Here is a 15784-nt window from a genome sequence, read left to right on the forward strand (position 1 = left end):
CCTGCAGCGCGGTCCTCCCGGGAGCAAGGCCGGAGTGAGGCCTCCTGAAGTCGCATTCGGCGTTTGCTGAACTACCGCGCGCTCAAAAGCAAAAGCAAAAGCAAAAGCAGAGGAGGGCAAAAGCAATGCAACAGCAGGGCAAAACAAGGCCAAATGCCTATGCAGGAGCGTGGACGATAGTTGACCACCTGCCACCCCCCGCGTAGCCTTGCTGCTTCGAGGTTCTTCGGCCAGGCCGAAGCTAAGACGGGAACGCGGTTGAAGCCGCGGCTGCCCCCGCAACTGTAGGCACCGACAATGGATCGACACAGCCACTGCGCCAACGCGCGGGAAGGCGTCCATCCGCCACTAAGCCGTTCGCACGGCAATGGTACGGTGCAAGCCAGGAGACCTGCCTCGTTCATGATTTCGACTTTCAACCGGGCGGGGTGATCCGGTGGCGAACGAGCCCGGCCAGCCTGGCCTGCGGCTATCGTCCCGTGTGCCCGCGCTAACCTGCCAAGGGCAACACGACATGAAAACACTGGCCAAGCTCCCCGTCACTATCGTTACAGGCTTCCTCGGCTCGGGCAAAACCACGCTGCTGCGCCACATGCTCGATAACGCCCAAGGCCGCCGCATCGCGGTCATCGTCAACGAGTTCGGTGAGCTGGGCATCGACGGCGAAATCCTCAAACAGTGCAGTATCGGTTGCACCGAAGAAGAAGCCAGCGGCCGCGTTTATGAGCTTGCAAACGGCTGCCTGTGCTGCACGGTCCAAGAAGAATTCTTCCCCGTCATGCGTGAGCTCGTGGCACGCCGCGGCGACCTTGATCACATCCTCATCGAAACCAGCGGCCTGGCCCTGCCAAAGCCGTTGGTACAAGCCTTCCAGTGGCCAGAAATTCGCAATGCCTGCACCGTCGACGCGGTCATCACTGTGGTCGATAGCCCAGCCGTGGCCGCTGGCACCTTCGCTGCTTACCCAGAACAAGTCGATGCGCAACGCAAGCTCGACCCCAACCTCGATCATGAGTCGCCCCTGCACGAATTGTTCGCCGACCAGTTGGCCAGCGCTGATCTGGTGGTGCTCAACAAAGCCGACCTGATCGATGCCCAAGGCCTGGCCAAGGTCCGTGCCGAAGTGGCCGAGGAGCTGCCGCCAGCGGTCAAGGTCATCGAGGCCAGCAGCGGCCGCCTGCCGCTGGACGTGTTGCTGGGCATCGGTGCGCAGTCAGAAGTGCATATCGATGGCCGCCGCACGCATCACGATTCGCACCATGACGGCGACGACCATGATGACCACGATCACGACGCTTTCGATTCGATCTCCATCGACCTGCCCGAGGCGGACGAAAGCTTGCTTATCGATGCCTTGACCCAACTGGTAGTCGAGTTCGGCATCCTGCGTGCCAAAGGCTTCGCGGCCATCCCTGGCAAGCCAATGCGCCTGCTGGTGCAAGGGGTCGGTACACGCTTCGACAAACATTTCGACCGTGCCTGGCGCGCCGACGAGCCCCGCATCACGCGTTTGGTATTGATCGGTCAGGACCTCGACGCTGGGCAGCTTGAAGCTCGCCTGCGCAAGGCGCTGGGCGCCTGACCCATGCATCTGCTGCGGACCCAGCCCGGTGGTTTCGTACCGGACGACAGCATAGCCGATCTCGGCCAGACGCCCGCTGAGCTGGTGATTCTCTGTAGCGGTGATTCGCACTTGGCATTGCTTGCCGAAACCGCTGAGCAGCTCCCTGACGATTTCCCCAGCATGCGTCTGGCCAATCCGATGCAGGTGCAGAACCATGCTTCGGTCGACCTGTATGTGGATCGGGTGCTGCGCCATGCCAAGCTGATTCTGGTATCGCTGCACGGAGGCGTCGGTTACTGGCGCTATGGTGTAGAGCAGTTGGTGGAACTTGCCTCGCGCGGCGTGCAATTGATTCTGGTGCCTGGCGATGATCGCCCGGACCCAGAGTTGACTGGCCTGGGTACGGTCACCGGCGAGGCGGCAGAGCGCCTGTGGCACTATTTGCGTCAAGGCGGCAAAAGCAATGCGGTTAACTTGTTCCACTGCTTGGCCAGCCAGTGGCTGGGGCGCGATTATTCATGGGACGAACCCCAGCCTTTGCCGCGCACTTCGGTGTATCACCCAGGCAAACCAAATGCCCGGCTGGAAGACTGGTACAGCCACTGGGCCACGGACTACCCGGTGGCCCCATTGTTGTTCTATCGCTCGCACCTGCAAGCTGCCAATACCGCATTCATCGACGTGTTCTGCGAACGTTTGCAGGCGGCAGGCCTCAATCCGTTGCCCATCGCGGTGGCCAGCCTGAAGGACAGTGCCTGCCTGGAGCAGGTCGAAGCCTGGCTGGACGAAGTGGGCGCCGAGGTGTTGATCAACACCACAGGTTTTGCGCTGTCCAGCCCGGAGCGCCCCAATCTGCGCCCGTTACGTCGAGATATTCCGGTGCTGCAAGCCATCTGCGCCCAGGACAACCAGCCTGGCTGGGAAGCCAGCGAGCAAGGGCTGGGTGCCCGCGACCTGGCCATGCACATTGCTTTGCCGGAACTGGACGGGCGCATCATCACGCGCCCTGTGAGTTTCAAGGACATGGCCTGGCGCAGTGAGCGCAGTCAATCCGATGTGGTCTGTTACCGTGCCCACCCCGAGCGCATGGACTTCGTTGCCGAACTGGCGCGCCGCTGGGTAGAACTGGCGCGCTTGCCCAACGGGCAGAAGCGGGTGGCCCTGGTGTTGGCCAATTACCCTACACGTGATGGCCGCATTGGCAACGGCGTCGGCCTGGACACCCCGGCAGCCGCCCTGAACATCCTTAAAGCACTGCAAGCCGGGGGTTACCCTGTCGCAGCGCTGCCCGACAGCGGTACGCAACTGATTCATCAGTTGCTCGGCGGGGTGACCAATGATCTTGAGCATATCGACCAGCGCCCGTGCGCCCAGAGCCTGAGCCTGGCGGACTACCAGGCGGCGTTCGCGCGCCTGCCCGAGGCCAACCGCCAAGCAGTGCTGCAGCGTTGGGGAACACCAGAGCAGGACCCTATGTACCGTGGCGGACGCCTGATGGTGGCCGGCTTGCGCTTCGGGCTGACGTTCGTGGGCATTCAGCCTGCTCGCGGCTACCAGGTCGACCCCAGCGCCGTTTACCACGACCCGGACCTGGTGCCACCGCACGGTTACCTGGCGTTTCACTTCTGGTTGCGCCATGCCTTCGCCGCCGATGCGGTCATCCATGTCGGCAAGCATGGCAACCTGGAATGGCTACCAGGCAAGGGCGTCGGCCTGTCCGCCCAATGTTGGCCAGACGCCTTGCTCGGGCCGCTGCCGAACATTTATCCGTTCATCGTCAACGATCCGGGCGAGGGTGCGCAGGCCAAGCGTCGAACGCAGGCGGTGATCATCGATCACCTGATGCCGCCGCTGACCCGTGCTGAAACCTATGGCCCACTTCGGCATCTGGAACAGCTCGCGGACGAGTTCTACGAAGCGCAATTGCTTGACCCGCGTCGGGCGCGTGAACTGCAGCGGGACATTCTTGAATTGGTCAAAGCCAACCATATTGACCGCGAGTTGCAGCTCGAAGGCCAATTGGATGATGCCGCGCTGTGGCTACCGCGCCTGGATACCTACCTGTGCGACCTGAAGGAGTCGCAGATTCGCAATGGCCTGCATATCTTCGGGCAGTCGCCCCAGGCGCGTCTGCGCATCGATACCTTGCTGGCCCTGTTGCGCGTCGAGCGTGGCGATGGCCGGGGCGGCAATGCCAGTTTGTTACGTGCGCTAGCCAAAGCTTTTGAGTTGGGCTTCGACCCTCTGGACAGCGACCTGGGTCAAGCCTGGTCCGGCCCACGCCCGGCATCGCTGCAGGCTTTGCTCCAGGGCGTGTGGCGCACCTGCGGCGACACCCGTGAGCGCCTTGAGCTGTTCGCCCTGCAGATCATCGAGCAGGCACTGCACGGCAGCGTTGCACTGCCCGCTGGGGACCAGTGGCAGAGCGTGAAGCAGGTGATTGCAACCCTGCAGGCGCAGGTCGCACCGCAACTCGATGGGTGTGGCGCGGCCGAGATGAACGGCCTGCTGGCTGCACTTAGCGGGCGCTTTGTCCCTGCAGGCCCCAGCGGCGCGCCAAGCCGCGGCCGCTTGGACGTGTTGCCCACCGGCCGCAATTTCTACACGGTCGACGTGCGCAACCTGCCAACCGCGACAGCTTGGCGCCTGGGGTTCGCGTCGGCCAATCTGATCCTGGAGCGGCACCTGCAGGACCATGGCGATCATCTGCGCCAGTTGGGGTTATCGGTGTGGGGCACGGCGACCATGCGAACAGGCGGTGACGACATTGCCCAGGCCATGGCCTTGATGGGCGTGCGCCCGGTCTGGGCGTCGGGCAGTCAACGCGTGGACGACTTCGAAATTTTGCCGATAAGCCTACTGGACCGGCCACGAGTGGACGTTACCCTGCGGGTTTCAGGCTTTTTCCGCGATGCCTTTGGCAACCTCATACGGCTCTTCGATGCAGCAGTGCAAGCAGTGGCGGCATTGGACGAACCCGATGATCTGAACCCGTTGGCCGCCCGCGTACGTCTCGAGCGCGCCAGCTTGCAGGCCCAGGGGCTAGATGCCGAGCAGGCAGCGCGCCAGGCGGGTTGGCGCGTGTTCGGGGCCAAACCAGGCGCCTATGGTGCCGGTGTACAGAACGCCATCGATGGCCGCCTGTGGCACGGCCGTGAGGACCTCGCCGAGGTTTACCTCAATCACGGTGGCTACGCATACGGGGGCAGTGACGAGGGCACACCGGCGCGTGCCGAGTTCGCCCGTCGCCTAAGCCAGGTTCAGGCGGTATTGCAGAACCAGGACAACCACGAACACGATCTGCTTGACTCCAACGATTACTATCAATTCCAAGGTGGCATGCTGGCTGCTTCGGAAACCCTCGCTGGGTCAACAGTCGCAAGCTACCACGGTGATCACAGCCAGGTTGATCGCCCTCGCATTCGCACCCTCAAGGAAGAACTCAACCGCGTGATCCGTGCCCGTGCACTGAACCCGAAATGGATCGACGGGGCCAAACGTCATGGTTACAAAGGGGCATTCGAAATGGCCGCGACCGTTGACAATCTGTTCGCCTTCGATGCCACCACCCACCTGATCGACGACCATCATTACCAGTCGCTGGCCGATGCTTACGTGCTGGACCCAGCGACCCGCGATTTCATGCGTGAGCACAACCCTGAGGCGCTGCGCGACCTCACCGAGCGTTTGCTCGAAGCCCAGCAGCGCGGGCTTTGGCAAGACCCAGGTGAGTATCGCGAGACCCTTGAGGAGCAATTGCTCGACGGCGAGGAACAAGCTTGAAATGAGTGACCCCCAACAATTTCCATTGGCAGCCGTAGTTGGTGCCGACGCGCTCAAGCTGGCCCTGTGCCTGACTGCTATCGACCCCAAGATTGGCGGCGTGCTTATCGAGGGGCCGCGCGGTATGGCCAAAAGCACGCTTGCCCGCGGCCTGGCCGACCTGCTGGATGAAGGGCCGTTTGTCACCTTGCCCCTTGGGGCGACGGAAGAACGTCTGGTCGGTACCCTGGACCTCAACGCTGCGCTTGGCCAAGGCCAGGCGCAGTTCTCGCCCGGCGTGCTGGCACATGCCGATGGTGGTGTGCTGTATGTCGATGAGGTCAACCTACTGCCCGATAACCTGGTGGACCTGTTGCTGGATGTGGCTGCCAGTGGCACCAACCGCGTCGAGCGCGACGGGATCTCTCACCGGCACAGTGCCCGTTTCGTGCTGATCGGGACCATGAACCCAGAGGAAGGGGAGTTGCGCCCGCAATTGCTCGATCGCTTCGGGCTGAATGTGGCGCTGCAAGGCCTGCCAGCGCCGCAAGAGCGTCAACAGATCATTCGTCGGCGGCTGGCCTTCGACAATGACCCGCAGGCGTTTTGCGAGCAATGGGCTAGCGCCCAAGGTCAATTGCGCAGTCGCTGCCAGGTGGCGCGCCAGGCCCTGGCAGCGATCGCATTGGATGATCAGGCATTGGCCTGGATCACCGAGCGCTGCTTTGCAGCTGGCGTGGATGGCCTGCGTGCCGACCTGGTCTGGCTGCGTGCAGCCCGAGCCCATTGCGCCTGGCGCGGTGGGCAGGTGATCGAGCAAGCCGATATTGACGCTGTGGCCGAGTTCGCTCTGCGTCATCGGCGCCGCACGCCGCCTGATGCGCCGGCGGCCTCAGGCGCGGCGCAGCCGGGCGGTGACAGTGCCGGCGAGGGTGGTCAAGGGGACTGGGGGGCGATGCCTGCGCAACCTGTGAGCAGTGGAGCGCGGCGAGAGGTACCTAATTGGGCAAAAAAGCCCTAAGCATCCGCCAACCTGCTGTGGCAGTGGCGGATGCCATGCCAGGCACCGGTAAACTTTCAGGCGCTAGAGGCGAACGAACGCGACAGGCCGTGTCAGGTCGGGTGGCTTGGTTACCAACATTGCTTAGGGGGCGCCCCACCTCACGCCAGGACATTGTCTGGCAACAGCGCCTGGGCCGCACCAATGAGTTGTGGTTAGTGATCGTCGACGCCTCGGCATCGACCCGGCGTCATCAGGCCCTGGCGCAGGGCAAAGGCCTACTGGCCGAACTGTTCGACCAGGCTTACCGTCAACGTGCCCGTCTGGCTCTACTGACTGTCAGTGGGGGGGCTGCGCAATGGCAGCGTCACGGCCTCAAGGCGTCAGCGAGCCTGCAGCCATGGTTGCAGGCCCTCGGCGCCGGAGGCGGCACGCCTTTGATCGCAGCCTTGGAGACAGGTCGGCTCTGGCTGCAGGCCCGGCAAAAAGCCCATAGCCATGAACTGCAGCGTTGCATCATCCTTACCGATGGCCGGCTCAAGCGCTGGAATACCTTGCAACCCATGCCGTGCGCGACTGTGTTGGTGGACATGGAATTGGCGCCTGTGCGGGTGGGCCGCGGGCGGCAGATGGCCACGGAGCTTCACGCCGACTATCAGCACATCGAGCAATTCAAGGTGCTGGTAAGTGTTAAGTGATCGACGCGTGTGTGGCACTTTGTCGCAATAAGGAAGTTGCCAGAACGGCAGTTGGGAAGTTAGACAAGTGCGTGCAGGGCACACACTTGTGCTCAAACCGCGAAATTACTTCGGCATCGACCAAGGCTGCAGGTCGTAACCTTTTTGTGACAGCTCTGCACGCACTTCCTCAATCAAGCTGGCCCATTGTGCAGGGTCAGAATAGATACGCGATGGAACTTGCTTACTGCCAATTCGGGTGCTGGTGCGGTCGATGACCGCCAAGCTCAGCTCACCGGTTCCGTTGGGCGCATCCCAGGCTACACAGTGGAAGGGCTCGAAAGCATGGTCGGCAATCAGCAGTGCTTCGTTGACACGGAGCGGGGCATTCATGGTTCGGTCTCTCTATGGTCCCAAACATCTAAATAGGGCCGCGTGACTGCTACGTCGCTACCGGTTTATCGCGATCCGCAGTGCGGGGTTATTTGTACTGATGCTCCAAGTTGGGGGTGGAGTCACACAGGGGGTGTAAATTTTTTTGAGTCCTGCGCAATTTCTTGCCTGCGCCGCCTGTGACGCTGATGAATTTGAAAAATTCCCGAACCCACCCGGTGTGGTGCAAATCTGCAGACAGACGGTCGTTGGCACTGTCAGGTTCGTTGCTACTGTTAAATCGGCGCCGCAACTTGCTGTTTTCACATATAAAACCAACAATTGGCGCCAAGGAACGGTCATGCACGAGACTGCCGCTCTTCGTCGCCTGCTCATCGTCGACCCCTGTGACGACTGCCACCGTTTGCTACCAGCCCTGGAAAGTGCCGGTTGGGTAGTGCACACCTGCAGCCTGGACCAGGCGCTCGAGCACCGATGCGATATCGGCCTGCTGCGCCTTCAGGGCTCGCACCTGCAGCATCCGGACGCAGTCAAGGACATGATCAAACGCAGCAACACCGAGTGGATCGCCGTGCTCGATGCCCAGCAGCTGCGCATGCCAAACGTTGGGGATTTCGTCTGCGAATGGTTCTTCGATTTTCATACTTTGCCTTTTGACTTCTCCCGCGTGCTGGTAACGCTCGGCCGGGCGTTCGGCATGGCGCGTCTGCGCGGCCAAGGCACTTCAAGGGTGGATGCGTTGGAGCATGAACTGCTCGGTGACAGCCGCCCGATTCTGGAATTGCGCAAGTTGCTCGGCAAACTGGCACCAACCGAATCGCCGGTGCTTATCCGTGGCGAGAGCGGCACAGGCAAAGAATTGGTTGCGCGGACACTGCACCGGCAATCCCAGCGTTGCGAAAAGCCGTTCATCGCCATCAACTGCGGCGCGATCCCTGAGCATTTGATCCAGTCCGAGCTGTTCGGGCATGAAAAAGGTGCTTTCACAGGTGCACACCAGCGCAAGGTGGGGCGTATCGAGGCGGCGCACGGGGGTACGTTGTTCCTCGACGAAATTGGCGACCTTCCCTTGGAATTACAGGCCAATTTGCTGCGTTTTCTCCAGGAAAAGAACATTGAGCGTGTGGGCGGCAGTCAGCCAATACCGGTCGATGTTCGCGTGTTGGCAGCAACCCATGTGGACCTGGAAAAGGCCATTGAGCAGGGGCGTTTTCGTGAAGACCTCTATTACCGGCTCAATGTCTTGCAGGTGGTGACTGCTCCGTTGCGTGATCGGCATGGTGACTTGCCCATGCTGGCCAACCATTTCTCGCATTTCTACAGTTTGGAAACAGGCCGCAGGCCACGGACGTTCAGCGATCACGCCCTGGCAGCGATGGGGCGGCACACCTGGCCGGGGAACGTTCGCGAGCTCGCCAACCGGGTCAGGCGCGGGCTGGTGCTGGCTGAAGGGCGCCAGATAGAGGCTCAGGACCTGGGGCTGGAGGGCCTGACGCATGACGACCAGCCTCTGGGTACCTTGGAGGATTACAAGCACCGGGCCGAGCGCCAAGCGCTGTGCGACGTCTTGGACCGGCACAGCAACAACATGAGCATCGCTGCCAAGGTGCTTGGAGTATCAAGGCCAACGTTCTATCGGCTGCTGCACAAGCACCAGATTCGGTGATCAGCTCGATTGCGCAACCTGCCCGTCGTTCATTTCCTCCAGGGCTGCTTCCTCACCAGGTAACGCGGTGATCACGCTGAAATCACTCACCTCGACTTTGCCGTCACCATAACCCAGCAAATGGAAGGAAAACGCGTTGCGTTTGATTGGGTTGTCAAAGCCAAATTCGATCTCCAGCGGCTTGTCGGCCGTGACCTCGATTGCCTCAGGCAAACCCAGCTGCACATCCTGTTCCCGTTCCTTGGCTTTGAGTTGGATGTACGCCGCGTGCTGCCGGTCCAATGCGCGTACCTTGACCTTTACTCGGGTATGCGAGCCCTCGGGCATTTCCAGATATTGAGCGCCGATCAGGTTATCTGCCCAGTCGTTGGGAATGTGCGCCTGTAGTTGGATGGCGGTGGGGCCACCGAATTGATAGCTAAGGTTCTGCGGCGTCTGCAACAACGAGTGGTCGAGCACATCGGCCAGCGCACTTACCTGTGCACCGAGGGTGCTGTCGCCGAGCCCAAGGTATTTGGCCTGATCAGAGATGAAGCCCGAGCTTTGGTAACGACGGCAGCGCTGCTGAAAATCGCACTCGGTCAACACACCCTTGCCATCGTGATAGCGCAGCATGGCATTGGTGTAGGCAATCATCTCTCGACCGCTGTCGTAGTCGCGGAACAACGAGCGCCCGCCAAGTGCAACGGGGATTGGCAGAGCAAAATAATCGAGCAATGAAGTGGCCAAGTCGATGTGGCCATAGGTCCCGCGCTTGATAGGTGGCAAGAGCGACTGCTCTGGGGCCAGGGTCAGGTTGAAGCCCCACGAAGAAGCCAGGCGCACGCCATCGATCCCGTGGGATTCATCCGAGGTCACTACCACCAGTGTGTCCTTGAGTACGCCCTGCTGCTCGAGCTTGTCGAGAAACGCCCCCACCGCGTCATCCAGGTAAGCGACAGCAGCTTGTTTAGGGTCAGGGTAGCGCTGCAGGTAGTGATCAGGGGCTGAATAGGGCTGGTGAGTACCCACCGTCAGCAGGGTGAGCATCCAGGGGCGGGCCTGTTGACGCAGCTGGCCCACATAATCCAGGGCGCCTTCGAAGAAGGCTCGGTCATCCTTGCCCCAGAGGAATTTCAGGTAATTCTTGTTGCTGAACCACTCCACCCCATGCACCGCATCGAAGCCGATATGCGGCATGATGCGGTCCTTGGCCATGAAGCGCAGGCCTGCGCCCTGCAAGTAGTGGGTAGTGAAACCGGCCTGACGCAGCTGCGCAGGCAGGCAGGCCTGGTTGCGCTGATGCAGGGTAAGCAGCTCGACACCTTTGGGTGTGCCATTGGCCAGTTTGTCGTAGTCGCCGCATAACATTGCATACAGGCCGCGAATGGTCTGGTGCGAGTGCAGCACGTAGTCTGGGGTGTTCATGCCGCGTTCGGCCCACTGGCTGAGCTTGGGCATCAAGTCGTGGTCGAACCGACTGTGCAGCGCCTGGCGGTTGGGACGCACATACGCGCCGGGGATGCCTTCGAGCGTGATGACTAAAAGGTTGCGGGCCTGCCCAGGCGTTGCCAGCAGTTTCTGCCCACTCAAGTCGTGTTCGGTTAGCCCGGCGCTGGGTAGCGGTGTAACGCTTGGGGCGTTGCCTGCCCAGCGCTCGGCATGTCGCTGCAGGTTGCCGGCGGCGGCCGATAGCAGTTGATGAGGCAGGTTGTATTGGCGCCACTGGTCGGCATCGCTGGGCACCATGCGTTCGCCAGCCCAATGAATGGCGAACAGCAGTGCAGGGATGGCCCAAGCCCGTCGCGGCAGGTTGCTGCTCGGTTGCCCACGGCTGTGCCAGACACTCGCCAGCCAGAGCAGCAGGCCACCGGCCAGTAACACGGCAACCCAGGAATGGGCCAGACCGCTACCCGTGGAGTTTTCCATGAACTGCGGATCGAACAGATAACCCAAGTCAGCAGTGGTCGGCAGCCTGCCAACAGCGCTGACCAGCTCGGAAGAAGCCACCCACAGTGCGCACCATGCCAACAGAACCGGCAGCGCGAGCCACCATCGGCGGCGATGCAGTAGCAACACCAGCGCACTGCCCAGCGCCAAGTCCGAGAGGAAGCCATACACGCTCGACCAGCCCAGCAGAGCGCGTATCAGCAATGGGATCACCAGCACCAGTGTGGTCAGGGCGACGAGCCGAGTGCGTGGTGGGCCTTGCAGGTTTTTCACGAAAACTTTCCTTATTGACATGAAATCGTCACGTATTTGTGCGTGATGATAACAGGCCGATAACGGCAAAGCCGTGGGCTACAAGGTTGGTAACCATTTGGGGCGCGATGCGCCCCAGTTTTCAGAAGTAATACGGGAATTTCAGGCTGAAGGAAAAGTCCGGGGCGTCATCGGTCAGGCCAATCGACAAGTTCGGCACGATCGTGAGGTTATTGGACGCAGCAAAGGTCAGGCCGACGTTGAAGTTGGCCGCGTTGTAGTCGCTGTTGGTGATCGATTGCCAGTCTCCGCCATCGGGTTTGATCTTGCTCTTGCGGGCGAATTGATCGGTTACCGAGAACGACATGCTCATCTTCTCGTTGAGGGCAAAGGCGATACCGCCGCCGATTTGCCATGAATCGCCCAGTTTCACATCACCCGGCACCTTGGTATTGACCTGTGGGCTTATATCGCTGAACGAGTCCTGCATGTTGTAGGTGTACGAAAGGCTACCGAAAAGCACGGCCGGGTCGAACGTCTTGATCAGCGAGATACCCGGGGTAATGGCCCACACACCGTTACCGGTAGGCAGGTCATCAGGTACCGACAAGTTGTCGTTGCCCGGCACCGGCTTGAGTTTGATGCCATAAGGGTCTTTGCCGGTTGGCGCCTTCACCCGCAACGTGGCAACGGCGTCTGGCCAGCTCTCAGACTCGTCGATGAATTTGTAGGCGATACCAAAGTTCACATCGCCGATGGTCGGATCACGCGTGACTGAAGCATCGGACGTGACTCCGGCCGCCCCACCCGCGCCACCGGAGGAGTAAGTGGAGTCGCGGTAGACGACGGGCACGTTTATATCGAACTGCCAGCGCTGGTCGACGTTGTACCGCGCGGTCAGGTCCAGGGTCCAGTTGTCAGCCTTGATGCGGTCGATGTTGATATTGCCGAGAAAAATGGAATCCAGTGCCAAGAAGCCGTTGAGCACCAGCGCGCGGGTGTCGTAATGGGTGTAGGTGAGCCCGGTTTCGACACTGAACTTTCCACCGCCGAAGAAGCCACTGGCCTCGTCATACAGGTTGGACACGCTTTGAGCCGGTTCGGAATTGTCTTGCAGCGACTGCCCATAGGAGCTCCCGCTGTTGCCAGGGGTGCCGGTGGCCACGGTCTGGCCGCCCTTGACGCCCTCGGCAGGGGACTTGGTCAGGCGCCTAGGTGCTGGCTGGGCGGGAGCTTCTTCGACCTGTTTGAGCCGCTGCTCCAGCACCATCAGTGCATTCTGCTGCGCTTCGTAGCGCTGTTTGAGCGCAATGAGTTCCTGTTTGAGTGCTTCGACCTGAGGGTCGGTTGCCGCCTGTAGCAGAGTGGCCGGAGCCAATGTTGTCAAACAAGCGATAACTCTGAACTTCGACATGCGGTGCATGGATTAGCCGTCCCTTATGACTACATAACGATGAGACTTGAGCGTAGTTCAGTATCCGAGATTGCGAAGGCCTTTGAGTTGATCCAAGTTGGTATTTATCGAACCTGCCACTGGCGCATTGTCACGTAACACGACGTTGAGTGAAGTCAAGTTGCTGACACGGTTGCTCACGCCCAGCAGCGTGGTGTTCTGCATCAACCCCCCTTGGCCAAGGCTTTGCATAGAGCTGCCTTGGTTGCCGTTGGCAACGATGTTCATCTGCACGCCAGAGCCGCTGGACGACACGCTCAATGAGCCGGCGCCGTTGCTGCCTGTCAGTGTCGAACCCGCTGTCAGCGCTTGGCCCTGGGGCTGCACGGCGGGCGCTTCATTGCCTTTGGTGACGTTGATGTCGACATTGTTGCTGGCTGCGTTGAAATCACCTGCAGCGCGCACCACCTGGGTCACCCCTTGGGTCGTACTCAGGCCGTTACCACCCGTTACGGTGCCGGTGCCGATGCTCGAGGCGTTGCCGTTGCCTTTTTCATCGATCATCGAGACATAGAACTGCGGTTTTATGGTCGTCTGCTGAACTTGCATCGCCGACGTCGCCCCAATCACCTCGCCATTGGCGTTCTGCCAGGTGCTGGTCATGACGATGCCAAAACTCACGATTCGCCCTGGCATCACGTAACGGCCACGCAGGCTGGCCAGTTCCTGGTCTTTCAATTCGACTGGCTTGAACGTTTCGCCATGGGTAGGCAGGCTGGCGGCCAGGCAAACCATTGCCAGCCACAGTGAAGTCTTCATGAGGTTCTCCCGGAGCATGCGCCCTGTTGAGGTGCAACAAGGTCATTAGAAGAAGTCGCTTTGAATGAAACCGAAGTCCATCAATTCTGCGTCCTGAACCGGGGTGAAGTTGCTGATGCGGTGTTTCGCGCTCAGCGGCAGTGGCGGGTCGAGCAGAATATTGTTCTTGTCATAACCTTGGCCAATCACCGCGAAGATGATGCCATTCCAACCTTTTACGAAGTCGTCGATCCTGAAGCGTTTATGGCCCAGCACCGGGTCACCGATGTATACCCAGCCTCTGTCGACCTTCTGCATGACCACGAAATGCTTGTAGCCTCGGATGTCCATCAGCACGACCACTGGAATGCGGATGCTGTTGAGGGTTTCGGGCGCCACTTTGTAACCACGGGCACGCATGCCCAGGCTCTCCACGTATTTTTTCATGTCGAGCATGGAGAACCCTTGGGTACGAACCAGGTCTTCGTTGGCATGGGCGAGCATGCCCTCGATCACCTGATGCTCATCCACGTCCAGCCAATAGGCCTGACGCAGGATGGTAGCCAAGGATGCCGCGCCACAACTGAAGTCGGTTTTCTGCGGTACCAGGTCGGCGAATTTACGTTCGCGCACGCTCTGGATCGGTTTGTAGACCACTGCACCACCTGGCAGTACGGATAACGGCATCTGCGAAGCTTCGCTGACACTGGCGATGCACAGCAGAAATGCCAAGGCGATAATGCGCATGTTCGACGCCCCCTGCCTTTTTCTTGTTAGAGGGAGGCCCCCGCAGGGGCCTCCTGAGCACAGTTGTCACATCGAGGTGTTGGAGATGGCCAGCGAGTTGCTTTGTTGGTTGCCCACACCCGCTGCCACGTTCACGCCCAAGTTGCCGCTGCCACCGTTCACCGAGCCACTGAGGGTAGCGGTGTTGGTCACAGGGTTGGCCCAACCGGTCGGAGTCAGCACTTGGAACGACACGGTGTTGCTCAGGGCATACTCGCTAGACTCGCTGAAGCTCTTCGAAATGCTGTCCGAGGACTGCGAGGCTTTTTCGCCAGCTTTTTCGTAGGCCGAAGCACTGGCTTTTTCCCAGGCCGATTGGTTGGCCTTCTCATAAGACGTATCGCGAGACTTGTCATAAGACGAGTCATGGCTGCGGTCATAGGAGGAGTCATAGGCTCTGTCGAATGAGCTGCTGAGCGACTTGTCGAACGACGAGTTGCTAGCCGACTCATGGGACTTGTCAACCGACGCGTCAAGCGAGGCGCTGAGCGATGCGTCGAAGTCCGAGCTGCGCGAACGCGTGAAGTTGCCGAAGGTTTGCGACGACGATGCGCTGCCATTGGCGCTGGCATCGAGCGAGGCGCTTACCGTGGTGTTGGACGACGAACTGTGGTTGTTGCTGGCACTGCCATTGGCAGCGTAGTTGTTCGACCCGCTGGCGCTCATGCTGTTGCTGCCACTGGCGCTGCTGCTGTTGGAGCCGCTGGCGGTCATGCTTGTCGAACCGCTGGAGCTGTTGCTATGGCTGCCGCTGGCACTGGCGCTTTGGCTGCCCGAGGCGCTGTAGCTGGAGCTGGAGCTCTTGTCGACGCTGGCATCGAACGAACCACTACGCGAAGCCGAACCACTCGAAGACGTGGTGAGGGTCAGCGTATCTACGCGATAAGTGCGATCGGCAGCGTTGTTCACCTGCAGGCCAGGGCCGTACTGGTTGGCGGTGGCAGTGGCAGAGGAGTTGCCGATAGGTGCCGAGTTGTTGGCGATCGCCATGCTGTTTTTCTGCTGGTTGAGATCGCCGCCGGCCACGTTGATGCCGATATTGCCACTGCTGCCTTCAGCCGAGCCGCTCATGACGGCGGAGCTTTGGGTCGACCAGTTGTTCACCGTGTTGTTGTTGCTGCGCTGGGTGATCTCGGCAGTGGCGGTTGAGGTGCCAAAGACGAAGCTGTTGTCGATCGCCGCATTGTCCGACGAGGTGTTGGCGATAGCCGACGCGTTGGCCTGCTGGTTGCCGTTACCGGCCGCCACGTTGACACCGACGTTGCCACTGGCGCCAGCACCGGAGCTGCTCATCTCGGCTTCGTTGATGGTGCCTTGGTTGTTGATGGTGTTACCGTTGCTTCTCTGACCGTCATTGGCGTTGGCAGTCGCATCGGTCAGCACGGCACGTGCAGGTGGGGTGTAGTTGTTGTGGTTGTTGTAACCACGGCGATTGTTCTGATCCGCTTGTGCAGCAACAGCCATGACCGCAGCAATTGCGAAAACCAGAGGCTTGATTGCCATCGAAGGTTTCATGGTGTTTCTCCGTCTTTAGGTTAAGTGTTGTTCTTACCTGTTTCCCTTT

At 60.4% G+C, this 15784-nt stretch carries 11 protein-coding genes and 1 riboswitch; of the genes, 5 read left to right on the plus strand and 6 right to left on the minus strand.

Translation table 11 applies throughout. From position 1 onward, the window contains the following. Window positions 1–202: 202 nt before the first annotated feature. Window positions 203–414, plus strand: a riboswitch (cobalamin riboswitch). Window positions 415–514: 100 nt separating this feature from the next. From cobW to J5M56_RS04010, 4 genes are read left to right on the plus strand one after another with little or no spacing between them, the layout of a single operon-like run. Beyond that, window positions 515–1582 (plus strand): cobalamin biosynthesis protein CobW, encoded by a 1068-nt coding sequence (cobW, locus tag J5M56_RS03995; protein ID WP_207869848.1) that lies wholly within the window; start codon window positions 515–517, stop codon window positions 1580–1582. A gap of 3 nt (window positions 1583–1585) precedes the next feature. Further along, window positions 1586–5347 (plus strand): cobaltochelatase subunit CobN, encoded by a 3762-nt coding sequence (gene cobN / locus J5M56_RS04000; protein WP_207869850.1) that lies wholly within the window; start codon window positions 1586–1588, stop codon window positions 5345–5347. A gap of 1 nt (window position 5348) precedes the next feature. After that, window positions 5349–6347 (plus strand): ATP-binding protein, encoded by a 999-nt coding sequence (locus J5M56_RS04005; RefSeq protein ID WP_186477324.1) that lies wholly within the window; start codon window positions 5349–5351, stop codon window positions 6345–6347. Between the two features lie 35 nt (window positions 6348–6382). After that, window positions 6383–7024, plus strand: a complete 642-nt coding sequence (locus J5M56_RS04010) for a VWA domain-containing protein (protein WP_186477385.1) — start codon at window positions 6383–6385, stop codon at window positions 7022–7024. A gap of 105 nt (window positions 7025–7129) precedes the next feature. On the opposite strand, the gene J5M56_RS04015 is transcribed toward J5M56_RS04010, so the two are convergent. Next, complete coding sequence (locus J5M56_RS04015; RefSeq protein ID WP_060477304.1) at window positions 7130–7396, minus strand: hypothetical protein; 267 nt, start codon at window positions 7394–7396, stop codon at window positions 7130–7132. Window positions 7397–7736: 340 nt separating this feature from the next. On the opposite strand from J5M56_RS04015, the gene J5M56_RS04020 reads away from it, so the two are divergent. Beyond that, on the plus strand, window positions 7737–9062 hold the full coding sequence (locus tag J5M56_RS04020; protein ID WP_207869852.1) for a sigma-54 dependent transcriptional regulator: 1326 nt from the start codon (window positions 7737–7739) through the stop codon (window positions 9060–9062). Here the strand turns inward: J5M56_RS04020 and J5M56_RS04025 are convergent, their stop codons facing one another. The 5 genes from J5M56_RS04025 to J5M56_RS04045 form a co-directional block, all read right to left on the minus strand. Beyond that, entirely contained in the window at window positions 9063–11264 is a 2202-nt protein-coding gene (locus tag J5M56_RS04025; protein WP_207869854.1) for an LTA synthase family protein, read from the minus strand. A 121-nt stretch (window positions 11265–11385) separates the two neighbouring features. Further along, window positions 11386–12666, minus strand: a complete 1281-nt coding sequence (locus J5M56_RS04030; RefSeq protein WP_207869856.1) for a hypothetical protein — start codon at window positions 12664–12666, stop codon at window positions 11386–11388. 48 nt (window positions 12667–12714) lie between these two features. Then, window positions 12715–13455 (minus strand): hypothetical protein, encoded by a 741-nt coding sequence (locus J5M56_RS04035; protein WP_207869858.1) that lies wholly within the window; start codon window positions 13453–13455, stop codon window positions 12715–12717. Between the two features lie 45 nt (window positions 13456–13500). Then, a complete protein-coding gene (locus J5M56_RS04040) occupies window positions 13501–14181 on the minus strand; it encodes a C39 family peptidase (RefSeq protein ID WP_060477308.1) in 681 nt (226 codons plus the stop codon). Window positions 14182–14247: 66 nt separating this feature from the next. Continuing rightward, window positions 14248–15735, minus strand: a complete 1488-nt coding sequence (locus tag J5M56_RS04045) for a heme utilization protein (RefSeq protein WP_186477320.1) — start codon at window positions 15733–15735, stop codon at window positions 14248–14250. Window positions 15736–15784: the final 49 nt, after the last annotated feature.

Source organism: Pseudomonas sp. 51_B (genome assembly GCF_017491595.1).
GTDB lineage: Bacteria > Pseudomonadota > Gammaproteobacteria > Pseudomonadales > Pseudomonadaceae > Aquipseudomonas > Aquipseudomonas promysalinigenes.